The 25999-nt window shown below is 47.5% G+C and carries 31 protein-coding genes; 28 read left to right on the plus strand and 3 right to left on the minus strand.

What is annotated here, in order from left to right; translation table 11 throughout:
• The first annotated feature begins 85 nt into the window (after positions 1–85).
• Positions 86–1084, plus strand: a complete 999-nt coding sequence (locus CHI14_RS19195) for a patatin-like phospholipase family protein (RefSeq protein ID WP_095290403.1) — start codon at positions 86–88, stop codon at positions 1082–1084.
• A 57-nt stretch (positions 1085–1141) separates the two neighbouring features.
• Here CHI14_RS19195 and CHI14_RS19200 read toward each other — a convergent pair whose 3' ends face one another.
• Positions 1142–1486 (minus strand): hypothetical protein, encoded by a 345-nt coding sequence (locus tag CHI14_RS19200; RefSeq protein WP_095290405.1) that lies wholly within the window; start codon positions 1484–1486, stop codon positions 1142–1144.
• 5 nt (positions 1487–1491) lie between these two features.
• Entirely contained in the window at positions 1492–2484 is a 993-nt protein-coding gene (locus CHI14_RS19205) for a DUF1385 domain-containing protein (protein WP_095290407.1), read from the minus strand.
• A gap of 215 nt (positions 2485–2699) precedes the next feature.
• Here CHI14_RS19205 and CHI14_RS19210 point away from each other — a divergent pair, with 215 nt between their 5' ends.
• The 5 genes from CHI14_RS19210 (at position 2700) to CHI14_RS19230 (ending at position 7223) form a co-directional block, all read left to right on the plus strand.
• Positions 2700–3278, plus strand: a complete 579-nt coding sequence (locus tag CHI14_RS19210) for a YqhR family membrane protein (protein ID WP_095290408.1) — start codon at positions 2700–2702, stop codon at positions 3276–3278.
• Between the two features lie 77 nt (positions 3279–3355).
• Positions 3356–3799, plus strand: a complete 444-nt coding sequence (gene aroQ, locus CHI14_RS19215; protein ID WP_095290410.1) for a type II 3-dehydroquinate dehydratase — start codon at positions 3356–3358, stop codon at positions 3797–3799.
• Positions 3800–3838: 39 nt separating this feature from the next.
• A complete protein-coding gene (locus tag CHI14_RS19220) occupies positions 3839–4912 on the plus strand; it encodes a M24 family metallopeptidase (protein WP_095290412.1) in 1074 nt (357 codons plus the stop codon).
• Between the two features lie 309 nt (positions 4913–5221).
• The gene (gene efp, locus CHI14_RS19225) at positions 5222–5779 is read left to right on the plus strand and encodes an elongation factor P (protein ID WP_095290413.1); all 558 of its coding nucleotides are present in this window, start codon (positions 5222–5224) and stop codon (positions 5777–5779) included.
• A gap of 190 nt (positions 5780–5969) precedes the next feature.
• On the plus strand, positions 5970–7223 hold the full coding sequence (locus CHI14_RS19230; protein ID WP_095290415.1) for an aspartate kinase: 1254 nt from the start codon (positions 5970–5972) through the stop codon (positions 7221–7223).
• Between the two features lie 74 nt (positions 7224–7297).
• On the opposite strand, the gene CHI14_RS19235 is transcribed toward CHI14_RS19230, so the two are convergent.
• The gene (locus tag CHI14_RS19235; protein ID WP_095290417.1) at positions 7298–8047 is read right to left on the minus strand and encodes a 2-phosphosulfolactate phosphatase; all 750 of its coding nucleotides are present in this window, start codon (positions 8045–8047) and stop codon (positions 7298–7300) included.
• A gap of 265 nt (positions 8048–8312) precedes the next feature.
• On the opposite strand from CHI14_RS19235, the gene spoIIIAA reads away from it, so the two are divergent.
• The 22 genes from spoIIIAA to ahrC all read left to right on the plus strand — a co-directional run bounded on the left by spoIIIAA (position 8313) and on the right by ahrC (position 25980).
• Positions 8313–9317: a stage III sporulation protein AA gene (gene spoIIIAA / locus CHI14_RS19240; protein ID WP_095290418.1), complete on the plus strand. Its 1005-nt coding sequence runs from the start codon at positions 8313–8315 to the stop codon at positions 9315–9317.
• Positions 9310–9828, plus strand: coding sequence for a stage III sporulation protein SpoIIIAB (gene spoIIIAB / locus CHI14_RS19245; protein ID WP_095290420.1), 519 nt, complete (start codon positions 9310–9312; stop codon positions 9826–9828). Before spoIIIAA ends, spoIIIAB begins: the two co-directional genes overlap by 8 nt.
• Before the next feature lie 29 nt (positions 9829–9857).
• A complete protein-coding gene (gene spoIIIAC / locus CHI14_RS19250) occupies positions 9858–10061 on the plus strand; it encodes a stage III sporulation protein AC (RefSeq protein WP_017687585.1) in 204 nt (67 codons plus the stop codon).
• Between the two features lie 32 nt (positions 10062–10093).
• Complete coding sequence (spoIIIAD, locus tag CHI14_RS19255) at positions 10094–10483, plus strand: stage III sporulation protein AD (RefSeq protein WP_095290422.1); 390 nt, start codon at positions 10094–10096, stop codon at positions 10481–10483.
• A gap of 21 nt (positions 10484–10504) precedes the next feature.
• Complete coding sequence (gene spoIIIAE / locus CHI14_RS19260) at positions 10505–11701, plus strand: stage III sporulation protein AE (protein WP_170948188.1); 1197 nt, start codon at positions 10505–10507, stop codon at positions 11699–11701.
• A gap of 30 nt (positions 11702–11731) precedes the next feature.
• Positions 11732–12598 (plus strand): stage III sporulation protein AF, encoded by an 867-nt coding sequence (gene spoIIIAF / locus CHI14_RS19265; protein ID WP_095290424.1) that lies wholly within the window; start codon positions 11732–11734, stop codon positions 12596–12598.
• 17 nt (positions 12599–12615) lie between these two features.
• Positions 12616–13254 carry a stage III sporulation protein AG gene (spoIIIAG, locus tag CHI14_RS19270; RefSeq protein ID WP_095290425.1) on the plus strand — a complete coding sequence of 213 codons (639 nt, stop codon included), beginning with the start codon at positions 12616–12618 and terminating at the stop codon, positions 13252–13254.
• 67 nt (positions 13255–13321) lie between these two features.
• Complete coding sequence (locus tag CHI14_RS19275; RefSeq protein WP_095290427.1) at positions 13322–14152, plus strand: SpoIIIAH-like family protein; 831 nt, start codon at positions 13322–13324, stop codon at positions 14150–14152.
• A 138-nt stretch (positions 14153–14290) separates the two neighbouring features.
• Positions 14291–14758: an acetyl-CoA carboxylase biotin carboxyl carrier protein gene (accB, locus tag CHI14_RS19280; protein WP_095290558.1), complete on the plus strand. Its 468-nt coding sequence runs from the start codon at positions 14291–14293 to the stop codon at positions 14756–14758.
• 56 nt (positions 14759–14814) lie between these two features.
• Positions 14815–16158 carry an acetyl-CoA carboxylase biotin carboxylase subunit gene (accC, locus tag CHI14_RS19285; protein WP_095290429.1) on the plus strand — a complete coding sequence of 448 codons (1344 nt, stop codon included), beginning with the start codon at positions 14815–14817 and terminating at the stop codon, positions 16156–16158.
• Positions 16159–16386: 228 nt separating this feature from the next.
• Complete coding sequence (locus CHI14_RS19290; protein ID WP_024630996.1) at positions 16387–16797, plus strand: Asp23/Gls24 family envelope stress response protein; 411 nt, start codon at positions 16387–16389, stop codon at positions 16795–16797.
• A 152-nt stretch (positions 16798–16949) separates the two neighbouring features.
• Entirely contained in the window at positions 16950–17489 is a 540-nt protein-coding gene (amaP, locus tag CHI14_RS19295; protein ID WP_095290430.1) for an alkaline shock response membrane anchor protein AmaP, read from the plus strand.
• 14 nt (positions 17490–17503) lie between these two features.
• Positions 17504–17737 carry a DUF2273 domain-containing protein gene (locus CHI14_RS19300; RefSeq protein WP_095290432.1) on the plus strand — a complete coding sequence of 78 codons (234 nt, stop codon included), beginning with the start codon at positions 17504–17506 and terminating at the stop codon, positions 17735–17737.
• A gap of 218 nt (positions 17738–17955) precedes the next feature.
• The gene (gene nusB / locus CHI14_RS19305; RefSeq protein ID WP_095290434.1) at positions 17956–18408 is read left to right on the plus strand and encodes a transcription antitermination factor NusB; all 453 of its coding nucleotides are present in this window, start codon (positions 17956–17958) and stop codon (positions 18406–18408) included.
• Positions 18409–18455: 47 nt separating this feature from the next.
• Positions 18456–19313 (plus strand): bifunctional methylenetetrahydrofolate dehydrogenase/methenyltetrahydrofolate cyclohydrolase FolD, encoded by an 858-nt coding sequence (gene folD, locus CHI14_RS19310; RefSeq protein ID WP_095290435.1) that lies wholly within the window; start codon positions 18456–18458, stop codon positions 19311–19313.
• 8 nt (positions 19314–19321) lie between these two features.
• Complete coding sequence (gene xseA / locus CHI14_RS19315; RefSeq protein WP_095290437.1) at positions 19322–20686, plus strand: exodeoxyribonuclease VII large subunit; 1365 nt, start codon at positions 19322–19324, stop codon at positions 20684–20686.
• Positions 20676–20933, plus strand: a complete 258-nt coding sequence (gene xseB / locus CHI14_RS19320) for an exodeoxyribonuclease VII small subunit (protein ID WP_095290439.1) — start codon at positions 20676–20678, stop codon at positions 20931–20933. The genes xseA and xseB overlap by 11 nt, the downstream gene beginning before the upstream one ends.
• Positions 20926–21831: a polyprenyl synthetase family protein gene (locus tag CHI14_RS19325; RefSeq protein WP_095290441.1), complete on the plus strand. Its 906-nt coding sequence runs from the start codon at positions 20926–20928 to the stop codon at positions 21829–21831. The genes xseB and CHI14_RS19325 overlap by 8 nt, the downstream gene beginning before the upstream one ends.
• A gap of 286 nt (positions 21832–22117) precedes the next feature.
• Complete coding sequence (dxs, locus tag CHI14_RS19330; protein WP_095290443.1) at positions 22118–24025, plus strand: 1-deoxy-D-xylulose-5-phosphate synthase; 1908 nt, start codon at positions 22118–22120, stop codon at positions 24023–24025.
• 54 nt (positions 24026–24079) lie between these two features.
• The gene (locus tag CHI14_RS19335) at positions 24080–24925 is read left to right on the plus strand and encodes a TlyA family RNA methyltransferase (protein WP_095290445.1); all 846 of its coding nucleotides are present in this window, start codon (positions 24080–24082) and stop codon (positions 24923–24925) included.
• Positions 24926–25010: 85 nt separating this feature from the next.
• On the plus strand, positions 25011–25496 hold the full coding sequence (locus CHI14_RS19340) for a hypothetical protein (protein ID WP_095290446.1): 486 nt from the start codon (positions 25011–25013) through the stop codon (positions 25494–25496).
• A gap of 34 nt (positions 25497–25530) precedes the next feature.
• Positions 25531–25980, plus strand: coding sequence for a transcriptional regulator AhrC/ArgR (ahrC, locus tag CHI14_RS19345; RefSeq protein ID WP_095290448.1), 450 nt, complete (start codon positions 25531–25533; stop codon positions 25978–25980).
• Positions 25981–25999: the final 19 nt, after the last annotated feature.

Below are 25999 nucleotides of genomic sequence, written 5' to 3' on the forward strand. Positions count from 1 at the left end.
TTCGTTTTTAGCGTAATATGACCAACCCTCGTTCTCATAGAGTGGCAGTAGGAATGGACTGCCTGAGAGAACGGGGGTTTTTAATATGTTAATTAACGGGGTGTTTGAAGGCGGAGGCGTAAAAGGGATTTCGCTTGCAGGTGCCGTACAGAGTGCACAGGACTATGGTGTCCAGTTCAATCGTGTTGCAGGGACGTCCTCCGGATCGATTGTCGCTTCATTGATTGCCGCAGGATATCGCGCAGAAGAGATGAAATCCATCATAGAGAATACGCCATTTGCCTCATTGCTCCGGCGTTCACCTATTTTTGATATACGCTGGATTGGACCGGCGGCAAGGCTGTTTTTGAAAAAGGGTTTATATTCGGGTGAAGCACTTGAATCATGGATTGGGAATATGCTCAAGCAAAAAGGAATCCGAACATTCGCAGACCTGCCACCAGGTAAGCTTCTGATTACTGCATCGGATATCTCGAACGGGACTATACTGGTACTTCCAGATGATATACGGCGCTTCGGTATTGATCCTAATAAGTTCGAAGTAGCCAAGGCTGTAAGAATGAGCTGCAGTATTCCCTATTTTTTTGACCCGGTGGCTATACGCCGGTCACCTGTGATGTCCAAAGGCATGCGTTTTCCCGATCAGTTTGTGTATGTCGTGGACGGAGGATTGCTTAGTAATTTTCCCTTATGGCTGTTTGACGGGGAACGTACAGCGCGCGATGGAGACATCATTCCCACGATCGGTTTCAAGTTGGTTGGCAAGACGGAGGGGGAGCCCAGCAGAATCAAAGGTCCTTTAAGCATGCTTCAGGCATTGGTTGAGACGATGCTTACAGCGCATGATGAGCGATATATTGAGCAGATTAACCGTTTCCGAACGATTAAAATACCAACCCTGGGCGTTAAGCCGACACAGTTTAATCTGTCCGTACAGGAAAGTACTGCATTGTACTTATCGGGTGTTGCAGCAGGTACGGAGTTTTTCAATCGATGGAACACAAAGTTCTATGGTGAGCAGTTGGATAAACAAAAAAGAGAAGAGCGAAAAAAAACTCAAACGCCGCCTTTAACGCCTGTATAACCAAATAAAAGCACTGCTTCAATTACGAAGCAGTGCTTTTTACTTTGCAGATAAGAACTAGTGAAACTTGGGAATATCGTCATCGCTTTTTCCCTTATTTCCTTGAATGACATGAAAGGGATAATCTTTACGCTTTTTGGAGGAACCGCTGCTTTTTCTTGCTCCGGACCCGGATTGAGCCTTCATTTTAGCCATGGTGCGTGCCGAAGGTTTGATCTTAGGCTTGGTTTTGCGAGCCCAACGCTTGGGTGGGAACTTATAGAGCAAGAATATACCACCGAGTACTACAAGAGGTATAATAAATCCGAGTATTCCTCTGTCTCCAAGTGTGCTTATTATTCCAAATGCAGCAAGAGCAATGGCCGCCCAAAAAACGATAGTCATGACCGCCTGCTTGTTCATATCAATCACCCTTTCACAGGATCGAGTGTTGCAACAGGTACTTCGGACGTAGCTGATACATTGGCAAGCTTGGCATCCAGTTCACGCATGCGGTTAAACGAAGCGATCGATACTTCCACCTGTTCGTTGGTTGGCTCTTTGGTAGTGAGCAATTGCAGCCAAAGTCCAGGGTATCCGAGATAACGCAGTACGGGAATGTCACGCACCGAGTTGGTGAGCTTCAATAATTCGAATGAAATCCCGAGGACAACAGGCAGTAACAGCAAGCGCTGTCCCATCCGTTCCCAGAGGTTGTCGTAGGTGAAAAGGGAATACAGGAAAACACCGATAATCACCGTCAGCATGATGAAGCTGCTTCCACAGCGGTAGTGCAGTCGACTGTATTTCTGAACATTCTCAGGTGTAAGTTCCTCACCGGCTTCATGAGCACTAATGACCTTATGCTCCGCCCCGTGGTATTGGAATAGTCGTTTAATCATTGGCGTCTGTGAGATCAGCCACAGGTAGGCAAGTAGGAGAATCAGCTTAATGCCGCCTTCCAGTAAATTATGCAAAAACTGATTGTCGAATGCATTTTTAAACAAAAAATTCTCAATGACGACAGGAAGCAGCGTGAGCACAATTTTACCAAAAAGGAATGATAGAATGGCTACCGCGGTAACGCCAATAATCATGCTAAGGCTCCAGCCGGAACCTTCTTTTTCTTTTTGTTTCGCCTTCTCTTCAGGTTCGAGTTCATCATCAGCATAAGCGTCAGCAGAATAATTAAGATGTTTGCTTCCTTTGACACTTGAATCTATAATGCTGACAATCCCGCGCAGTAACGGAATCCGCCGCAATTTCATGACCCAGGTCTTGTCTTGCTTGGGAACTTCCAGATACGTAATTTCGCCGTCTTTTCTTCGAACAGCCGTAACGTTGACATGTTTACCGCCAAACATTACGCCTTCAATGACAGCTTGCCCCCCGTAGCTGACAGGCTTGGATTGTTGAGGCAAATTATTCACCTTCCTATTCTGTTCTATACCCTCTGGTTCAAAGGTAGTTTGATATCCCTATTGTATCGAATTTTGAGACCGATTTCTAGTTTCAGGGACAAACCTGGAGATGTTGTTGTTAAGTTTGCCCTGTTCTGAACATACTACCCCGTAAGGAATGAAAGATATGCGGTTTTGTAGCGGGCCGAGCAGAATGAGAGCAAAGGAGAATACGAATGGCAGAATATACAGACAAACATGCATCCCATCTGAATACGAGTCATGGAGATGTTGGTGATCACAGGAATCAGGGCAGAAGCTCAAAACAGCGACAAGGCCAGAATCATTACTATACCAAGCCGTTCCCCTTTGCTGTGGAGCTTGGTTTCTTTGCGGGTTTTATATGGGGAGGGATACATTGGCTAAACTACCTGCTTCACTTCAGCATCGTCCCGTTAGGCTTTTTGGCAGAGCCCTTTTTCAAACATGAGTACATCTATACCGCTGCAGGGCATCTGACAGGCTGGCTGTTTTTCATTGTGTTTTCCATTGTGGCTGCACTAATCTACACATATACACTGAGAAAATGGAAGGGCCCCTTGCCCGGTATTGGTTACGGGATCGTTTGGTGGCTTATCATCTTTGTACTGGTTGGGCCCAAACTGGACATGGTGAAGCCGATAAACCGTCTGACTTGGGATTCCATTATCACTGAATTTTGCTTCTTTTTGCTGTGGGGGCTGTTTATCGGCTATACCGTAGCCATGGAGTACACGGACGAACGGAAACGCGAGCCCGAGAAAGCGGGAGCATAGCCGCAAAAAAGCTTCTCAATCCGGCAATGGCTGTGTTAAAATAGCAGATGGTTATTTGCAGAAAGGATGGAGCAGCTATGAAACGGATTGTTGTGATCAATGGCCCGAACCTGAACATGCTCGGTATACGTGAACCTGGCATCTATGGAACGCTTAGTCTGAAGGATATTGAGGACAAGATTCGCAGACAGGCTGAGGAGCTTGGCGTCTCCATCGCTTTTTATCAATCCAACCACGAAGGAGACATCATTGATCGTATTCATGCAGCGATGGACGATGCAGACGGAATCATGCTGAATGCCGGAGCGTTCACCCATTACAGCTATGCTATTCGTGATGCGATTAATGCAGTAAAAGTGCCTACCGTGGAAGTACATCTATCCAACATTCATGCACGCGAAGCTTTCAGACATCATTCAGTGATTGCTGCAGAAACAATCGGGCAGATTGCCGGATTTGGCGAAGTAAGCTATGAACTGGGGCTGCTGGCTCTCGTGCGTCATCTGGACAAACAAACCTGAGCCGGGGACCCGGGAATGTGAGAGAAAGAAGGGTTACCGATGGAAAACAAACGAGTAAATAAGTTGCGTGAGGCCATGCGTGAGCGCGAACTCACCGCAATGCTGATTACGAACCCGATCAACCGTCGTTACATGACGGGCTTTACAGGGTCAGCGGGATATGTGCTGATTACGGAACAGGAAGCCTATCTGCTGACTGATTTTCGTTATATGACACAAGCACCGCAGCAAGCAAAAGGATTTACCGTTGTGGAGCATGGACCAAAACCGATGGAATCTGTGCGGGACTTGCTGGCATCAGCAAACATCAAAGAGGTTGGCTTCGAGCAGGATACGGTCACATTTGGCACGCACTCCGCTTATGCTGAAGCACTTCAATCCATTGAATTGAAAGCTGTATCCGGCATCGTGGAACAACTTCGCATCTTCAAGGATGAGGATGAAATCGCTGTAATGCAAAAAGCTGCTGATCTGGCCGATGCTACGTTTAGCCACGTTTTGCAGTTTGCCAAACCGGGCATGACTGAGCGTGAAGTGGACTTGGAAATGGAGTTTTTCATGCGCAAGCATGGAGCGACATCCTCTTCCTTTGACACTATTGTAGCCTCGGGTGAACGTTCCGCAATGCCGCATGGCGTAGCGAGCAGCAAGGTTATCGGACAAAATGAGCTAATTACATTTGACTTCGGTGCATTGCTTGACGGATACTGTTCAGATCTGACACGCACGATTGCAACGGGTACACCTGTACCAGAGCTGCGTAAAATTTATGATATTGTACTGGAAGCCCAGTTACATACGCTTGAAAACCTGAAACCGGGCATGACCGGACGGGAAGCAGATGCGCTGGCACGTGATATCATTGCAGGATACGGATATGGAGATCAATTCGGACACAGCACAGGCCACGGCCTGGGTATGGAAGTCCACGAAGCTCCGCGCTTGTCCAAACTAAGTGACGATGTGTTGAAACCGGGTATGGTGGTAACCGTTGAACCGGGAATCTACATTGATGGACTTGGCGGCGTACGTATTGAGGATGACGTGGTTATCACGGAAACAGGCATTCATATCTTAACGAAGTCGGACAAGAAGTTCACCGTTATCGGCTAACATTCTAGCCACTAGCGATATAAGACGTTTTTTATTTTGTAGTTGGGTTTTCTTCTGAAGCATGGGCAACAAGCAATGTAGTGAAGGAGACGGAATCGATTCTGGAGAAGCGTCAGCGTTCGCCTTTGTCTCCCCATTTTCTCATTTAAGAAGCAAATTCAGAAAAAGGGGGAGACAACAGCGATCGGAAGAACGATCCGTAGCCGTAACGGGTCACCTTGCAGGTTGTCATGAATCAGATGTCCCGACTTCAAAATAACCCATCGCCTTATATCGCCTACTTTTCAACCATATCAGGAGGGATTTTTCGTGATTTCAGTAAACGATTTTAAAACAGGCTTGACCGTACAAGTGGACGGAGATATTTTCACTGTACTTGACTTCCAACACGTTAAACCAGGTAAAGGCGCTGCCTTCGTACGTTCCAAATTGAAAAACCTGCGTAACGGTAACACCGTTGAGCGTACATTCCGTGCAGGTGAGACGATTGGCCGTGCGATCATCGAAAACCGTGGCGTATCTTATCTGTATGCAAGTGGCACAGAGCACACGTTCATGGACAACGAAACATACGATCAGTTCACATTGACAAGCGACCAACTGGAATGGGAATTGAACTTCCTGAAAGAAAACATGAACGTAAAAATCGTTAGCTACCAAGGTGAAATTCTCGGTATTGACCTGCCTACAAGCGTAGAGCTGAAAGTTATCGAGACTGAGCCAAGCGTGAAAGGTAATACTGCTCAAGGGGCTACCAAAAACGCTAAAGTGGAAACTGGCCTGAACGTACAAGTGCCATTGTTCATCAACGAAGGCGACGTACTGTTGATCGATACACGTGAAGGTAAATACTCTTCCCGCGCGTAACTTTCATGGGCTGTAAGCAAAATACACAATGATTTTAACCCTTTGCCAATGATTTGGCAGAGGGTTTTTTCGAAAAAAGATTAGCCTATCAGTCACTTTCGTAATATACTGGGTTAAAGTCATTTTTCGGAGAGAATAATGGCGATGGACATAATTATGCATACTGCACAAGGTAGGGAGTGGATTTGCGTTGTCATTGTACGTCATGAAGTTTGGGGGCAGCTCGGTCGGAGATACGGAACGCATGAAGCGTGTAGCCGGACGTGTTGTAGAGAAAGCTGATGAAGGACATCAGTGTGTGGTTGTGGTTTCGGCTATGGGAGACACGACAGATGATCTGATTGATCAGGCGAAGCTGCTGAACAGTGAATTGCCTGCGCGTGAAATGGATATGCTGCTGACCACAGGAGAGCAGATCTCGATTTCGCTATTATCCATGGCCATTCAGGCACTGGGACGTAAGGCAATTTCGTTTACCGGATGGCAAGCAGGCTTCCGTACTGAACCGGTACATGGAAAAGCAAGAATTAATAATATCCATCCGGAACGTGTGAATGAAGCGCTTGCGGAAGGCAATATTGTAATCGTTGCAGGATTCCAGGGCATGACCGTAGATGGAGAAATTACAACACTTGGTCGCGGTGGATCGGATACAACGGCAGTAGCGCTGGCAGCAGCCATCAAGGCGGATGCGTGTGAGATCTATACGGATGTAGACGGAATCTATTCGACAGATCCCCGGATTGTCAAAGTCGCACGCAAGCTTAAGGAAATTTCGTATGACGAAATGTTGGAACTTGCAAACCTGGGGGCTGCAGTGCTGCACCCGCGTGCGGTTGAATACGCGAAGCATTCCGGTGTACCTTTGATTGTAAGATCCAGCTTTAACCATAATGAAGGAACGGTTGTGAAGGAGGAAGCAGCAATGGAACAAGGCGTCGTGGTAAGCGGAATTGCCTATGACAAAAATGTGGCTCGTATCAGTATTTTGGGAGTTCCGGACGTACCGGGAGTTCTTGCCGAGGTGTTTGGTGCACTTGCATCTGAACAGATTGATGTCGATATTATCGTACAAAGCGGTGTGATGGACGGTAAAGCAGACTTCTCATTCTCGGTGGCACTGTCTGATCGCGAGAACGCGCTGCGTGTCCTAGAGGGCCTTCACAGCCGTCTGCCATACCGTGAAGTCACATCGGAAGATAATTTGGTTAAAGTATCAATCGTGGGTGCTGGCATGGTCAGCCATCCAGGAGTTGCAGCCAAAATGTTCCAAGTGATCTCTTCTGAAGGTGTGAGCATCAAAATGGTCAGCACCTCCGAAATTAAGGTATCTTGCGTCATCGATGGTGACAAACTTCATGATGTGATCAAAGCACTGCACACAGCGTATGATCTCGACACGGCAGAACAGGCTGTCGTTGGCGGTCCACAAGTTCGCAGATAATTTGATGCCTATATATTAATGAACAAAAGGTGTTCTGTATCGCCATCCTGGCGACAGAACACCTTTTTTATGCTTTACAGCAATTTGGATATCCGTTCTCCCTCCAAGCCCTGAAACAATTCCATACGATGATCTTCTCTCATCTCTGGTACACAGTCGAGCAAGTTTAATTGGGAGCAGTAGGTGACATCATGCATTCTGCCCAGTTTGTCAAGCCGCCGAGCACCTGTAGATACACGGACAAGATCCGGTAAATTGTCCTCGCACTGGGTAACAGCCTGATGCAGTACCCTGCCAAGATCGTTCAACCTGATAGGGTAATGGGACTGCCGGTACAGCTCCTCAATAATGCATCCTGCACACAATCCATCTTCCAGTGAGAATTCATCCTGATCTCCTGCACATAACAAAAGAACGTCTCTACGAAGCAGGCAGAGAGCAGCTGCAACAGCCTGCACATTCAGAAATGAACCCGCCAGCACATGTCTTGCCCTGGAAGCTTTGATCAGCGCACGTGTCCCGTCGGTAGTGGTCAAGATCACGGTTTTACCCGCGATCTCCTGCGTCATATATTCATAGGGGGAATTGCCCACCTCGAATCCAGCGATTTTTTTGTTGAAACGCTCCCCTCCGCGAATCGAATCTTTAACGGTCATCTGTTTGGCTTGAGGAACGGTCTCCACCGGGATGACACCCGCAGCATCATAGGCCAAGGCTGTAACGATTGTACTTGTTGTACGCAGCACGTCGATTACAACGGCACTTCGCCCTGCGATATCGATTCTTCGAACTTCATTCACATTGCCTACCACGTCGACTTGCACTCCCCACAACTCCTCTCTTCATTTGGGGATAGATGGTACTGTCTTCCCTCCGGAATGAATTTCACCTGTCTGCAAGCACTATATGCATGATGATATAGACGGGTGCCTAGAAGAAGCCTGGATCTATGATATTTGACTCTCAGGCCTGTTCTGAAAGAAATGCTAGATTTCAGCGTCATAAATTGAATGTACAGGCATAGACTTGAGATAGGAACAAGCACCCGATACGCGGTAAATACGATTTTAGGGTTGGAGGGGCCTATTCATGAAGGTGAACTGGAAGGATCTCTTTCCGGAACCGATTCGAACCATTCTGGGAAGGATGCCGCCCGCTATATTGGAGCAAGTGGAGGAAGTACGTATCCGCGAAGGAAGGCCGCTCGAGATCAATGCTGGGAACGCCTATCACTTCCTTACCGCACAAGGCAGCACAACAGCGAAGCCTGAAGAAGCTTATATTCCTCAAAAAGAGGTAACACACAGGCTTCTGGATCTGATTAGCAATCATTCGCTCTATACGCTGGAAGAAGAGCTGCGCAAAGGATTCATCACCATACCTGGAGGCCACCGAATTGGATTGGCGGGCAGAACGGTGCTCAGCGGCGGCCGAGTGGAATACTTGCGTGATATTAATGGTTTCAACGTCAGGGTAGCTCGGGAAGTACATGGGGTAGCTGATCGAATCCTGCCCTACCTGGTGGATCTGAAGAGCGGACAGGTATACCACACGTTGATACTCTCACCGCCTCAGCAAGGGAAAACGACGTTGCTGCGAGATTTGGCCAGACAAATCAGTAGTGGAACCAAGTTAACAGGTGTCAGTGAGCTGATTCAGGGGCTGCGGCCACGTCTTAAGGTTGGCATTGTGGATGAGCGATCCGAGATCGCCGGAAGTTATAAAGGTGTACCCGGATTTGACATCGGTCCCCGAACCGATGTCATGGATGGTTGTCCCAAGGCGGAAGGCATGATGATGATGCTTCGTTCCATGTCGCCAGACGTGCTTATCGTGGACGAGATCGGCCGTCCGGAAGATGCAGAAGCTGTGATGGAGGCACTGCATTCCGGTGTTTCGGTTATTGCAACTGCCCACGGCCGGGATCTGTCCGAGCTGTCTTCCAGGCCTGCATTGCGCACCTTAATCGCAGCACAGATGTTTCAACGTTATGTTCAGCTGCAGCGGACGAGCCGAGGCATGAGCTTCAAGGTGGCCGATGGCAAAATGCGAGGTCTTCAGCAGACCGAGGCAGGAGGTGAAGCCTTTGGTTAACATGCTGGGTGCTGTAATGATTCTGCTTGCCAGCACACTCGCGGGTTTCTACCGTGCCAAACAGTATGCGCTCAGGCCTAGACAGCTGCGAGAATTGATCGCTGCCCTGCAGCGGTTGATGACGGAGATCAACTACGGACTGACCCCGCTTCCCGATGCGATGGGGAAAATGGGAGTTCAAACCAGAGAGCCTGTCAAAACCCTGTTTCTTCATGCCGCCAAGCTAATGGAGCCTCCGCTGGGTCACACGGCACGAGAGAGTCTGCAGTCCGGAATCGAACAAGCATGGGGAAAATCAGCGATGAAAGCAGATGAGAGGGAAGTCATGCTGCAATTAAGCTACAGCCTTGGCACCAGCGACCGTCAGGATCAGACCAAACACATTTCGCTAGCCATTCAACAACTTATGCATGAGGAATCCCGTGCTCAAGCCGATCAAATGAAATACGAACGGATGAGCCGCAGTCTCGGGATGCTTGTCGGAGCGTTAATCGTCATTCTGATCTTTTGAAATTGCCGCGATAGTGAGGTGCCAAGGTCATGAATCTAGAAGTGAACGCAATTTTCCAAATTGCGGGCATCGGAATCATCATTGCGATGATTCATACGGTGCTGAAACAAATGGGAAAGGAAGATATGGCGCACTGGGTGACCGTGATCGGATTTGTCGTTGTATTGTTCATGGTTGTTCGCATGCTGGACAGCCTGCTGCAAGAGATCAAATCGATCTTTCTGTTTCAATGAAAACGGTCATGAAGCCGGGATGGTGGTGACCTGTGGAAATTATCCAAGTCGTGGGTCTAGCCCTGATTGCAACAGTTCTTATTCTCATCGTTAAGGAACAGAAGCCGATGTTTGCCTTTCTGATTGCGGCTGCGACGGGCATTGTGATTTTCATGCTGCTCATTGGCAAGATTGGCGCTGTGATTGATGTGCTGAAGCGGCTGGCTGAAAATTCAGGCATGGAGAATATCTATCTGAAAACGGTGTTGAAAATTATTGGTATAGCATACATTGCCGAATTCGGTGCTCAGATTGTAAGAGATGCCGGGCAGGAGAGCATCGCTTCCAAGATTGAACTTGCCGGTAAGGTATTGATCCTCGTACTCGCTATTCCGATCATCAGCATTATTATTGAAACCGTCATGAAGCTGATGCCGGTCTAGAAGGAGGCGTGCATACAGCAAATGAACATGATGCAAGACAAGCAGCGATGGCGCCTTACAATCGTGCTGGTGCTGTGTTTTCTGTTTGCCATAATGGGACAGGTTGCAGCAGGCTCAAGCTCACCCTCGGATGAATGGATGCAGCAGCAGGCCGATCAGCTTCCCAAGGATCAGGTGGAGAAATATTGGGATCAGCTCATGCAGCAATATGGAGGCTTTTTTCCGGATGGGAAGACCCCTTCTTTCATGGATATGCTTATCCCGGGCAATGAGGGATTCAGTCTGAAATCAGTGTTTGTGGCCATTGGCACATTCATGCTGCATGAGATTTTATATAACGGCAAACTGCTCGTCACCATTGTGATGCTGAGTGTGCTGAGCATGATTTTGGAAACACTGCAGACCGCATTTGAGAAAAACAACATAAGTAAAATCGCCTACTCCATCTGTTACATGGTCATTATCGTCATTGCGATTAACAGCTTCAGCGTAGCCATTGGATATGCGAAGGAAGCCATTGAAGGTATGGTCAACTTTATGATGGCTATGGTGCCTTTACTGTTCACGCTACTGGCCTCCATGGGAAACATCATTACCGTTTCTGTTACGCATCCGCTGATCATTTTCATGATACATCTGGTCAGCACGCTGATTCACATTGTTGTATTTCCGCTATTATTTTTCTCGGCTGTACTGCACCTTGTCAGTTCAATATCAGACAAATATAAGCTGACTCAACTGGCAGATCTGCTTCGCAACATTAGCATTGCATTACTCGGCATTCTGCTGACGATGTTTCTCGGGGTTATCTCAGTACAGGGGGCTTCAAGCTCCGTTGCAGATGGTGTAAGCCTCAAAGCCGCCAAGTATATCGCAGGCAATTTTGTCCCCATTGTGGGAAGAACATTTGCAGATGCAACAGATACGGTTATCACGGCTTCCATGCTGGTCAAAAACGCCATTGGCCTAACGGGTGTCATTATCATCCTGTTTTTATGTGCGTTTCCTGCGCTGAAAATATTGACACTTGCCCTTATCTATAACATAACGGGCGCAATCATGCAGCCATTAGGAGATACGCCGATCGTTGGTTGCCTGCAAGCCATAGGAAAATCGATGATTTATGTCTTCGCAGCTCTGGCGGCCGTGGGATTGATGTTTTTTCTGGCAATTACGATACTGCTTACTGCGGGCAACCTGACAATCATGATGAGATGAGCAGGTGATCTCGGGAAAGGAGCTGGAAGGATGGGGTGGCTGAGCACTTGGCTCCGGGAATTGATCATGATCGTACTATTGGCAACATTCGTGGATATGCTGTTACCCAACCGCTCCATGGAGCGTTACGTCAAGCTTGTGCTGAGCCTCCTTATCCTCCTTACGCTCCTGTCTCCCATAACAAAGCTGCTGCGGAGTGATCCGGTTGGTGAACTGAAGCGGGCCATGACAGCCATGGAATCACCATCAGATGGGAATGTCACACTGGAACAGATCTTGGCTCAAGGCAGGCAGCTGCAATCGAATGAGCAGGAACAATCCTTGCAGTGGACGGCACGGGAACTCGCGAGTGTGATGAAAGGGCAGATCGAGGAAACGACGGGAGAACGGGTTCAATCCGTTGAAGTCCAGTTGGTCATGTCCAAACGCCAGGCCGATACAGATGCATCTTCCGCAGGGGATCTGCCCGTGATTAAAAGTGTCGTCGTGCAAATGTCCCCTCCTGGGAGCGGGAAGCGAAATGATGCTGAACAGCAAGGTGCAGCGGTAAACTCCAGTCCGGTGTTTGGATCTGAACAAGCTGGGGATTCTTCTGAAGCGGCTTTATCTCCAAAGCCAATCGAGATTGGACAGGTACAGGTGCCTGAAGTACAGATTGAGGTGGGAAAAGAGAATGTTAACCAACATGCAGTCAATGAAGGTTCTCTGGTCCAAGATGAAGCGAATGGGACTGTATCCGAACCTGTGAATGGAGCTTCTGGAGGCAATGATCAAAAAGAACAGGGGACGTCCCGCTCCGAGCGAGCTGTCCAAATTATTACACTGCTCACCGAAAAGTGGGATATTGATGCCACCAACGTACAGGTGAAGGAACAGAAAAGCGCTCAGGCGTTGTAAAAAAAGGAGGGTATCCGATGAAGCAATGGCTTAAAAAGATTGAAGGCCTGCTGGGTGGAGGGGAAGGAGGAGCAAGACGAAGCCAGACGTTCCGCTGGCTCATCATTCTGGGCCTGATCGGAGTAGGAATTATGCTGTTTAACTCCTTCGTCAATGTGAAAAAGATTGATTCCGAGAACATCGGGCGAGAACCCCCGGATCCGGTAGCGTCGATGGCGTCTTTACCAACTGATCCGGCAGATCAAAATCCGTTTCAGGCCATAGAATTTGCATTTGAAGACAAGATCAAGGGTGTACTTGAAAACATCGTTGGTGTAGGAACGGTGGATGTCATGGTCACTGTCGATTCAACCGAGGAATTGGTCGTACAACGAAACGTAAAAGATTCGCAGCAGCTGACCGAGGAGACGGATGCAAACGGAGGCAAGAGGCACATGACCCAATATACCCGCGATGGCGAGATCATTACTTATGAAATTTCAGGGGATCAGACACCGATTGTTACGAAAAAGCTCAAACCACAGATCAGGGGGGTGCTCGTCGTTGCCAAAGGTGCCGAAAACAAGGTCGTGAAGGATTTGATAACCGATGCCGTCGAAAAAGGACTGAATGTCGCTGCATACCGAATATCGGTCGTGCCACGTAAGCAGGACTAGTCAAGTGCAATCCAATGGAATGGCCCAGTTATTATACGAATCAAGCTAATTTGAGGAGGAAGTTCTAATGAATAACAAACGCCAAACGGTATGGCTCGTTTCTATGCTGAGTCTGATGGTCATTTTGTCCGCATATTATCTGTTCACTGAGGATTCTGGTCCAGTTAATGCCCCAGTGGCAGAGAGCCAGCAAGTGGATGGTATCAATCAGGGGGAAGTCAAAGAGACAGCCGGCATTCTTGATCCTACAGAAGGTTTGGTTATCAATGAAGTTGTGAACGAAGGCGAAGTAACAGGTTCTGATCCTGCAGGCCAGCCAGCTTCCGAGGAAACGGAGAATCCTGCGGCTGCTGAGGGACAGCAGGCTGCTGAAACAGAGCAAACTCCAGCAACAGAGTCGAGTGAGAACAAGGCTGAAACGAATGAAGAAGCAGATAAAGGAACGGCCACCACACCTGATGCCAGCAGTCAAACAGAGGGAAGTGCAACCAAAACGGATGAAGAAGTACTGAAGGAGATGGAAGAACAAAATACGGCAGCATCCGCAAGCAGTCAGTTCCAAAATTATCAATGGCAGCGTGAAGAGAGCAACAATCGCAAGTATGAGGAACTTATGACCATTGCCGGCGATCTGAGCAAAACGCCAGAGGAAAATGCGAAAGCGACTGAAGAGCTCCGTGCATTGGAGGAAAAAGAAGCCAAAATTAACGGCATTGAAGAAACGCTGTCCCAACAGTTCGCCAATGCGATTGTGCAAGAAGATGCTGACAAGTATAAAGTAGTCGTGCTTAGTGATAAACTGGATGTTAAGCAAGCAGTTTCTATCGTCGACTTGGTCATGAAAGAGCTCGCGGTTACGCAAAACAGAATTAGCGTGCAATACGTGACAGAACAGTAATCCGATCCATGGAGAAGTGCCCCGGGAGCTTGTTAAAGTCTCGGGCTCTTTCCATTTTTAACGATTATGATATAATACATAAAGCCATATGACCGTCCTAGTGAGACTGGCATGATGCCGAAGGAGTGAATAATGGAAATGTTTAAATTGAGTGAGATCAAAGAACTGATCAAACTGGTGGATGAAAGTTCCGTTCAGGAGTTGGAAATTGAAAATGAAGGATCACGTCTGTCGATCCGCAAACCGGGTAAAACCGAAATCGTTCAGGCAGCTGCGGTTCAACCGCAAGTCATTGCTGCTCCGCAGGCACAACAACCTGCTGCAGTCGTAACAGAAGCTGCTCCGCAAGTGGATACTACAAGCCATTTACATAAAATTGTATCCCCGATGGTGGGTACTTTTTACAGAGCTTCCTCACCGGAAGCGGGTCCTTTTGTAAGCGTTGGTGATAAGGTTGTTGATAAAACAACGGTATGTATCATTGAAGCGATGAAGCTGATGAACGAGCTTGATGCCGACATCAAGGGAGAAATCGTTGAAGTGCTGGTTGAGAACGGACAGCTGGTCGAGTATGGACAGCCCCTGTTCCTGGTTAAACCGGAATAACGGTAAATCGCCGGAGAGCGGCAACCGCATGAGCTTCGAAGGAGGACAATAACGAAATGAAATTTCAAAAAATACTGATTGCGAACCGTGGAGAGATTGCGGTACGCATTATTCGTGCCTGTCGTGAGCTCGGTATTTCGACAGTTGCGGTTTATTCGGAATCGGACAAGGACTCGCTGCATGTACGTCTTGCAGACGAAGCCTATTGTATTGGACCTACGTTGTCCAAAGACAGCTATCTGAATTTCACCAACCTAATGAGTGTGGCCACATTGACGGAATGTGACGCAATACACCCTGGTTATGGATTCCTTGCGGAGAACGCCGATTTTGCGGAAATTTGTGATTCCTGCAACATCACCTTTATCGGTCCTTCCCCTGAAGCCATAACCAAGATGGGTGACAAAGCTGTCGCCAAGCAAACGATGAAAGACGCAGGCGTTCCTGTTATTCCTGGATCCGATGGTCTTGTCGAAAGCATGGAAGAAGCGATTATGCTTGGCCGGGATATCGGCTACCCTGTTATTATCAAAGCTACTGCAGGTGGCGGAGGTAAGGGGATTCGTATCGCGGAAGATGAAGAAGCCCTAATCAAACAGATTACGGCTGCTCAGCAGGAAGCGCAAAAGGCTTTTGGCAACGGCGGGGTGTACCTGGAGAAATTCCTGACAGGCATGAAACACGTCGAGATTCAGATCATTGCCGACAAGCATGGGAACGCAGTACACCTTGGCGAGCGTGATTGTTCTGTTCAACGCCGTCGTCAGAAGCTGGTGGAAGAAGCACCTTGTCCAGTGCTGAATGAGGAAGTACGTACACGGATGGGCGAGGCTGCCGTTCGTGCAGCACTGGCTGTGGACTACTCCGGAGCAGGAACACTTGAATTTTTGCTCAGCCCTAACGGTGAATTCTATTTCATGGAAATGAATACGCGTATTCAAGTGGAACATCCCGTTACCGAAATGGTGACAGGCGTGGATCTGATTCGCGAAATGATCTCGGTAGCAGAAGGTAACCCGCTGTCATTCCGTCAGGAAGATGTTGTCATCAACGGATGGTCGATCGAATGCCGAATCAATGCCGAAGATCCGGATCGCAATTTTATGCCTTCACCAGGTAAAATTGGTTTTTATCTTGCACCAGGTGGTCCAGGTGTCCGCGTGGATAGCGCAGCTTATCCGGGCTACACGATTTCTCCGTTTTACGACTCTATGATCGCTAAATTGATTGTGTGGGGTGCGAACAGGGAAGAGGCGATTGCCAAGATGAAACGTGCGCTTGCTGAGTTTGCCATTGAAGGCATCTCAACGACGATTCCTTTCCATCAGAAATTGCTGGAACATCCAACGTTCATTCGGGGCGATTTTGATATTAAATTCCTCGAGGAAAACGAGATTTAACAAGCATATTGGGCTTGTTTGTCATAATCTAGCCCAAATGATATAGTATGTAATAATAAGAGCGCATGTCTCCTGCAAGGGATAAGCCCACACGTTTCGTGGTAAAGTTTGCTTGCAGGGGTTCCGGAATAGCCCGGACCGGCAGGGTGTCCAAAGCCATCAAGCCTGTAGGACAGCGCCCTGACGGATGGCCGCAAACTTATTACGCGAAAGGTGTGTTGAACAGTTATGAGTACACTACCGACAGAATTTGAACGAACGGATATCGGTGAAATCCAGATCGCACCTGAAGTCATTGAAGTAATCGCTGGGCTGGCTACGGTAGAAGTTAAAGGAGTAGCGGGCATGAGCGGTGGTTTCGCTGGTGGATTTGCTGAATTGCTTGGTCGCAAAAACCTCTCCAAAGGCGTTAAAGTGGAAGTGGGCCAACGCGAGGCTGCAGTGGATGTATCGGTTATCATCGAGTATGGTTATCGTCTTCCCCAAGTAGCTACTGAAATCCAACAAAATGTTAAACGCTCCATTGAGAATATGACTGGATTGAATGTGAACGAAGTTAATGTGCACATTCATGACGTTCAATTCAAAAGCACTGAAAAAGTGGAAGAGATTGACCTGAACAGTCAGCGTGTAAAATAAAAGAAGACAGATTCCCCCGGCATGACTGCCGGGGGTTATCCCGTCTTGGACATGTCTTCATCCTCCATTGGACATATGGATGAAAATGTTGACATGATATGCATATGTACAGGTTACAGCAACGTTAGTGAGCAAGGGAGGCTGTGCAGTTCGTGGCGAAAATACTGGATCGGCTTCTGTTGTTTATATACAGCATAAGCGTTGGAGCAATATCGGCAGTTGTCATTCTACTCATTAGTGGAGTACTGCCTTACGAATTGAATTACCAGCAGGAACAGAACGTCATTGTTGCAGCCGTTGTTGCAGCTGCGATCTTGTTTATCCTGAGTTTGCGCTTTTTTTACATCTCGGTACGGCGTGGGCGGGCTTCGTTGCCATCTGTAGATCAGCGTACGGAATACGGTGATGTGCAGATCTCAATGGAGACCATTGAAAATCTCTGCCTGAAAGCCACTTCCCGCTTCCGGGGAGTACGCGATGTTAAGGCACGTATTCGTGTGGTTGAGTCGGGATTGGAGATTATGATCCGTGCAGTGGTCGATGGCGAGACGCCAATTCCAACGCTGAGTTCGGATTTGCAAAAGGCCATACATGATCATGTACACGAGATTACGGGCATCCCGGTTTCGAATGTAACCGTGTATGTTGCCAATGTTACCCAGTCGCCTAACTACAAGAGTCGAGTGGAATGAGGTGAGTTTCACTGATGCTGTGGAGAGAGATTTGGGATAGTCACAGAGGCCGGATAACCGGAATTGTGGGCGGCATCTTTTTTGGATTTCTTTATTTGTTTACCGGGTTTTGGGATATGTTGTTCTTTGCACTTTTGGTGTTCATCGGTTATACATTAGGCAGACGAAGCGATTCGAAGCTGGGCTTGTTCATTCCCTGGAGGGAATGGGGACAATGGCTCGGAGAGCGCTGGCGTCCGTTTAAGTGAGCCACCTGAACCCTGCAATATGTTTCTTCCGAAAAGAGCTTAGTTTAATATGCCCGTTTTTTGGAGGAAACGTATTGCAGGTTTTTTTGTGAAAAGGGATAACAATAACCATATCGTAAAGGCCACTTCAATTCGCATCACAAACATGATGCGTGGATGGTTCTTTTATTTTAAAATAAGCATGATGACGCTCGAATGAGCGCTGCAGGAGGCAGGACATGAAAAGACGTTTGGCAAGGGAAATTGCGGTACAAAGTCTGTATCAGATGGAAATGAATGAAGTGGGTGCAGCTGAAGCTGTAAATATGCTGATTAACGAAGCGGCCGAGGAAAATGAAACGGAAGTCGTTATTCACGATGCAGATGTAATGCGCAGTTATGTAACGGAAATTGTTCAAGGAGCATGGAATCACAAGGAAGCCATCGACGGATTGCTGGTGGATTATCTCAAGGGCTGGCAAATTAGCCGTCTGTCTCGGGTAGACCGTCAGATCTTGCGGCTGGCCGCTTATGAAATGGTATTTCGGGATGACGTTCCGGCGAAAGTATCGGTCAACGAAGCGATTGAACTGTCCAAGCATTTTGGTACAGAAGAATCCGGGAAGTTCGTTAACGGTGTGCTTGGACGCATGATCCAGGAAGTTGACACGATCAAAGCAAAATTGTCCTAAAATAGCGAGTTACTTATTAAATGTTCACATAAGGGAGAGAGAGTACAATGACAGCATCTATTATTAACGGTAAAGAAGTGTCCCAGGAGATCCGCGCAGGCATAACTGAAGAAGTAAAGCAGCTTAGCGAACAGGGGGTTGTGCCTGGTCTGGCTGTTGTGCTCGTCGGGGAAGATCCGGCATCCCAAGTCTATGTGCGAAATAAGGAAAAAGCTTGTCACGATCTCGGTTTTTACTCCGAAGTACATCGTCTCGATGCAGATACGTCCCAAGAGGACTTGCTTGCTCTGGTGGACAAGCTGAACAATCAGAATTCGATCAACGGGATTCTCGTTCAGCTCCCATTACCGAAGCATATTGAGGAAAAAGCTGTTATTGATGCAATAGCGGTTGAGAAAGATGTGGACGGTTTCCATCCGGTCAATGTGGGTAACCTTGTGATCGGCGATGACAGTTTGCTGCCATGTACACCTGCTGGAGTGATTGAACTGATCAAGCGGACTGGATTGGAAATGTCGGGTAAGCATGCAGTTGTGATCGGACGCAGCAATATTGTGGGTAAACCAGTATCTTTGCTGCTTCAACGTGAGAATGCAACCGTAACAATGTGTCATTCACGTACGGCAAACATGAAAGAAATTACACGTCAGGCCGACATATTGGTTGTAGCGATCGGTCGTGCAAACTTCGTGGATGCCGATTATGTGAAACCGGGTGCTGTAGTTATCGATGTGGGTATGAACCGTTTGGACAATGGTAAATTGGCTGGAGACGTGGATTTTGAAAGTGTGAAGGAAGTTTCCGGTCCGATTACTCCAGTTCCGGGTGGCGTTGGACCTATGACGATCACCATGTTAATGCAAAATACACTGATCGCTGCCAAACGCGCTCACGGATTGGCCTAGGTACATCTGTGGCAGATCGGCAGATCTACTCCATCAAAGACCTGAATCGGTATATCCGAATGAAATTGGAATCCGATCAGGTCCTGTCGGACGTCTGGCTGCGTGGGGAGATATCCAACTTCACACATCACTCTAGCGGCCATATGTATTTCACATTGAAGGATAAGGACAGCCGGATTAAGGCTATTATGTTCGCGTCCCATAATCAGCGATTGCCCTTTGTGCCAAAGGAGGGTGCAAGGGTTATTGCTCGTGGTAATGTATCGGTTTATGAGCGGGACGGTCAATATCAATTTTACGCTACTCAGATGCAGCCTGACGGGATCGGAAGCCTCTATCTGGCATATGAGCAATTGAAAAAGAAACTCGAGGATGAGGGGCTTTTCTCTTCGTCCAGGAAACGTGCTATTCCGCGGTATCCCAAAACGATCGGTGTAGTTACGTCTCCTACAGGAGCAGCGGTACGGGATATCATGATTACATTGCAGCGCAGATACCCTTCTGCGAAAGTGCTTCTATATCCTGTTCTGGTTCAGGGTAAAGGCGCAGCACCTTCAATCGTAAAAGCCATTCGTAACTTGAATCTCCTTGGTGAAGCGGACGTGCTGATTGTAGGCCGGGGCGGGGGATCACTGGAGGAACTGTGGGCTTTTAATGAAGAGATGGTCGCCAGAGCCATTGTTGATTCAGATATCCCTGTGATCTCTGCAGTCGGACACGAAACCGATTTTACCATTGCAGACTTTGCTGCAGACCTGCGGGCTGCGACGCCAACAGCGGCTGCTGAACTGGCTGTGCCAAATCGTGCAGAGCTGCTGGACCAGATTGCGCTAAGACAGCGTCAGCTCCAGCATAGTCTGCGTCAACGGGCTGCACATAACCGTGAACGACTTGCAAGATTACAGCGTTCGCCGGTACTTGTTCACCCAAGACGGACATTGATGCAGCATACAGAACGATTGGACATGCTGCATCAGCGGCTTTTGAGGACAGTAGATACACGAATGAAATGGACCGCGGAGAAACAGGAGCGTCTTCGTGCTGCTCTGCAGCGGTTTAATCCGCGTGAACAGGTGAATACGGCTCAACGGGAAAATGCCGCAGCGCGGCGTCAGCTTGAACTTGCGATGAGGTCTATCGTCAGATCGAAGCAGCAGCAATGGAAATCTTCCGTGCGCCACCTCGATGCTCTAAGCCCGCTAAAAGTGATGTCTCGCGGATATAGTCTGGTATATGACGAGCAGGAGCAAAGACTGATCAAATCGTTGAAGGAAGTGCAGCCTGGAGATTCAATTAAGATTAAATTAACAGACGGACAGCTGGACTGTCAGGTTTGGGGAATGAAGGAGGATGACAACATCCATGGCGAATGAACCGGAACTGAATTTTGAAGAGGCAATGGCGGCACTTGAAGATATCGTAGCTCAGCTGGAGCATGGGGATGTTCCATTAGAACAGGCCATTGATTTGTTTCAGCGAGGAATGAAACTCTCCCAGTTATGCGGAATCAAGCTGGAACAAGTGGAACGCAAGATTGAAATGATCGTAGAAGAAGATGGGGAACTTCGGAAGAAGCCGTTCGGAGCTTCGGAAGTTGAGAGCGGTGAAGGCAATGAGTAGTCGTCCCTCCTTTGAACAGTATCTCCAACAGACAACAGATGAGGTTACGGAAGCTTTAAAAGAGATTCTCCCAGTTCACTGGGATGTGCCTCAATCCCTGCGTGATGCGATGCAGTATTCACTTATGGCTGGAGGCAAGCGCCTCCGTCCTCTTCTGGTCGTCGCTGCGGCGGAAGCCCTCGGAGCACAGCGTGCAGCTGCGCTTCCGGTAGCCTGCGCCGTGGAAATGGTACACACGTATTCACTTATCCACGATGACCTGCCTGCAATGGATAATGATGACTATCGTCGGGGAAAATTAACGAATCACAAGGTTTATGGTGAAGCCACAGCTATTCTTGCAGGGGATGCTTTGTTGACTCATGCGTTCTATAGTGTGGTGCAAGCAGGCCGCAAGAACAGTGTGCCGACAGAAGCTTTGCTTTCTATTGTGGAGGATCTTTCCGAACTGGCTGGTGCACGTGGCATGGTTGGTGGGCAAGTGGCCGATATGGAAGGTGAGCAAGGGATGACTGATCTGGAACAACTGCAATATATTCATTTGCATAAAACCGGTGATTTGATCGTGTTCTCCTTGCTGGCTGGTGCCCGTATTGGTGGTGCAACAGAAGGACAGCTTGATGCGTTGCGTGTATTCGGGCGTGATCTTGGTCTTGCTTTTCAGATTCAGGACGATATCCTTGATCTGACTGGGGATGAGCAAAAAATGGGCAAGAAAACCCAAAGTGACGTCAATCAGCAAAAGGTGACTTATCCATTTTTCATAGGTATGGAAGCGTCTCAAGAACAGGTGAAGTCCTTGACCCAATCTGCAAAAGAGGCCCTTGGCAGAGCGGAGTTGGCAGATTCATCGCGGTTGATGGAGATTGCAGATTATTTGATGCGCAGAGATCATTAGTCTAAAAAGTAAATGAAACTCTCCTGCGGCTGTTTCGTAAGATTCAGATCGGTGTAATAATGTTAATGTGCTTTTTGCACGGTGATTACATTTGACATAACGGATACATAATAATGGTTCAATTCATTTATCTTGCTGGCGAAAAAGCTCGCAATCTGGAGTATGAAGCCGTAAATTATGATTCCTGTTCTTTTATGTTATAATGATTTAATGTTATTTAATAAAATTCAGTTTTAAAAAGTTTTATCCAATTAATCAAACAATCTAGGAAAGCGGGGAGATTCTCGTGCTGCTTCCACAAATTAAACAACCCAGTGATCTAAAATCGATGTCTCCGGATGATCTTGTTTTATTGTCCGCAGAGATTCGGCAATTTCTGATTGAGAAATTGTCCGTAACGGGGGGGCATCTGGCACCGAATTTAGGCGTGGTTGAGCTCACGGTAGCCCTGCACTACTGTTATAACAGTCCGGTAGACAAAATGATTTACGATGTAGGGCATCAAGCGTATGTGCATAAAATTCTTACTGGACGCATGGACCGTTTTGATACATTGCGTCAGCACAATGGATTGTGCGGGTTCGTCAAGCGTAATGAAAGCGAGCATGATGTATGGGAGGCTGGACACAGCAGTACATCCTTGTCTGCTGCCATGGGTATGGCACTTGCACGTGATTTGAAGGGTGAAGATAATCAGGTTATTGCCATGATTGGCGATGGAGCTCTTACAGGTGGTATGGCCTTTGAGGCACTGAATCATATTGGTCATGAGCAGAAAAAACTGATGGTCATTCTGAATGATAATGAAATGTCCATTGCGCCCAATGTTGGGGCGATGCATAAATATTTAAGCAAAATCCGTTCCGATCGCCATTATCTAAAAGCCAAGGATGATGTGGAAGGAATGCTCAAAAAGATTCCTGCCATTGGAGACCGTTTGGCCAAATCGGCAAGCTGGATTAAGGATAGCGTCAAATATATGATGGTTCCGGGTGTTTTGTTTGAAGAACTTGGCTTCACTTATTTGGGACCCATCGATGGACATGACATTCCCAAATTAATTGAGACGTTCAAACAAGCGGATAACGTGGAGGGACCAGTTCTCGTTCATGTTCTCACAACCAAGGGCAAAGGATACCAGCCAGCGGAGGCAGACTCACACAAATGGCATGGCATCTCCCCATATAAAATAGAATCCGGTCAGGTGCTCAAGGCAGTTGGCAAACCAATGTACACCGAAATATTCGGGCAGACACTGGTTGAACTCGCGAAAGAAGATCAGCGTATTGTTGCTGTAACGCCTGCTATGCCGACAGGATCGGGGCTTATTCCATTTAGCAAGGAATTCCCGGACCGCATGATTGATGTAGGGATTGCAGAGCAGCATGCAGCAACCATGTGTGCTGCACTGGCCATGGAAGGTCTGAAGCCTGTCTTTGCCGTATATTCTACGTTTATGCAGCGGGCTTATGATCAGATCGTGCATGATATCTGCCGTCATAATGCCAATGTGATCTTTGCCATTGACCGTGCGGGATTTGTTGGACCTGATGGAGAGACGCATCAAGGCGTATATGATGTGGCGTTTATGAGACACATTCCTAACATTGTACTTATGATGCCGAAGGATGAGAATGAACTGCGTCACATGATGAAAACGGCACTTGATTATAATGAAGGACCTATTGCTTACCGGTATCCTCGAAACAATGTGGTAGGCGTTCCAATGGATGAGCAGCTCGTACCGATTCCAATTGGTACTTGGGAACAGCTGCGACCATCTGAAGGTTATGCCATCATCGCTTCGGGTTCCATGGTACAAATTGCTGAAGAAGCAGCTGAAACCGTGAAAAAGGAAGGCATTACAGCCGGAGTGATCAATGCACGTTTCCTCAAGCCACTGGATGAACAAATGCTTCGTGATCTCGCGATTCGTGGTACCAAACTGATTGTGCTTGAAGAAACTTCTCAAGCAGGCAGCATGGGCAGCGCAGTGCTTGAGTTCTATGCTGAACAGGGTCTGCATGATGTACATGTTGATCTTATGGGCATTCCGGATCGCTTCATTGAACATGGCAGCATCAATGAACAACGGGCTGAAGTTGGGCTTACGGTGGACAATGTATGTGTGAAGCTGCGCAGTTTGGCAGCTCAAACCTCTTACGGCATGTCCAGAACCCGCTTTCCTTCTTGATCAATGGAATGCTTTACCTAAATAAATGAATTAACTATATGATAGGAGAAAGACATGTCACTCCCGAAAGAACGAATTGATGTTCTGCTGGTCGAGCAGGGTTATTATGAAAGTCGTGAGAAGGCAAAAGCGGCGATCATGGCTGGGCTGGTGTATGCCAACAATGAACGAATTGAAAAGGCAGGCATGAAAATACCACGGGAAGCTGAACTAAAGGTTAAAGGCTCGGTGCATCCTTATGTGGGGCGGGGTGGATTGAAGCTTGAAAAAGCGATTAAACACTTCGGTCTTGACATGAATGGTCTGGTCATGCTTGATATTGGTTCGTCAACGGGTGGATTTACGGATTGTGCATTACAACATGGTGCATCGCATGTATATGCCATTGATGTAGGATACAACCAACTGGACTGGTCGTTACGCAATGATGACCGGGTTACCGTGATGGAAAGAACCAATTTTCGTTATGTGACATCTGAAGATTTAATTGGACCTGAGCCGAACTTTGCCAGTATTGATGTATCCTTCATATCGCTGCGCATTATACTGCCTCCCTTGCTTGCTCTTCTGAAGCAGCCGGCAGATATTGTAGCATTGATCAAGCCTCAATTTGAGGCAGGACGTGAGAAGGTAGGTAAGTCTGGTGTGGTTCGGGATCCAAAAGTACACAAGGAAGTACTGGAAACCATGCTTCACTTCGCGAATGAACTTGGTTTAAATCTTCGGGGCTTAACCTTCTCGCCTATTACCGGTGGAGAGGGCAATATCGAATTTCTCGCTCATTGGCGTCTGGAAGAACCGGATGCATCACAACAAGAGAAGGATCTGGCTTCACTCGATGCACTTGCTCATCAAGTTGCTATGGAAGCCGCTCATACTTTTACGGGAAACTCATCATAGGATGAGTTTCTTTTCGCTGGAAAGGTGATCCTAATAACAGGAGATTGACTGCCGGACCTCGAATAAGTCTTCGAGGTGAACGATGATGAATGGGCAATCCGACACAATCGTTATTGGTGTACTTGCTGTCATTTTAATCATATGGCTCTTTTACGGTTTGCGTAATTGGCTGAATCGACCGGTACCGGTAAGTTTGTCAGGCATGCAGCTGAATTCCGACATACCGCATTCCCCGGTTGTTGATCTGCTTGAAGCAGAGGGGTATGAAGTCATCGGAGGCAAAATGAAGATACCGCTCGCCTTTGAGGTCAATGAATCCGTTTTTTATAGTCGGTTGTTCGTTGATTATGTTGCCGAGCGTGATGAGATCAGATATTTGGTCAAAACGTCAAGGCGTAGACAGCCGTTGGAATTCACAGGTCCTGCCATACGGGATCGCTTTTTGTACTATTTATTGTTGTATCCAGGTTGTGAAGGTATATTGTATGTGGATACGGAAGAATCCAGCGTAAAGATCATCCGTTTGATGGATTATGAGGAAGATGTATACGATGGGGATGATCTGAGCTAGGAATCAATGGTAACTATTTAAACTGGAGGCATGTATGAAAGGACAACGACACATTAAGATACGTGAAATTATTAGTCAGAATGAAATAGAAACCCAGGATGATCTGGTTGAAGCGCTGCGTCAAGCCGGTTTTCAGGTGACACAGGCCACGGTATCCCGTGATATTAAAGAATTGCTGTTGATCAAAATTCCAATGGATGATGGTCGTTACAAGTACTCATTGCCAACAGACCAACGTTATAATCCAATCCAGAAGTTGAAACGGGCATTAGTGGATAACTTTCTTCATATTGACCACACCAATAATCTGGTTGTAATGAAATGTCTGCCAGGAACGGCAAACTCCATTGCGGCCTTGCTGGACAATATTGAATGGACTGAAGTTATGGGTACAATCTGTGGTGACGATACGATTCTCATCATTTGCCGTACTGAAGATAATAGCGTGACGGTTATCGATCGAATTATGGGTTACATTTCTTAAAATCCGATTTTAAACATAA

It is taken from the genome of Paenibacillus sp. 7516 (genome assembly GCF_002272715.1).
GTDB lineage: Bacteria > Bacillota > Bacilli > Paenibacillales > Paenibacillaceae > Paenibacillus > Paenibacillus illinoisensis_A.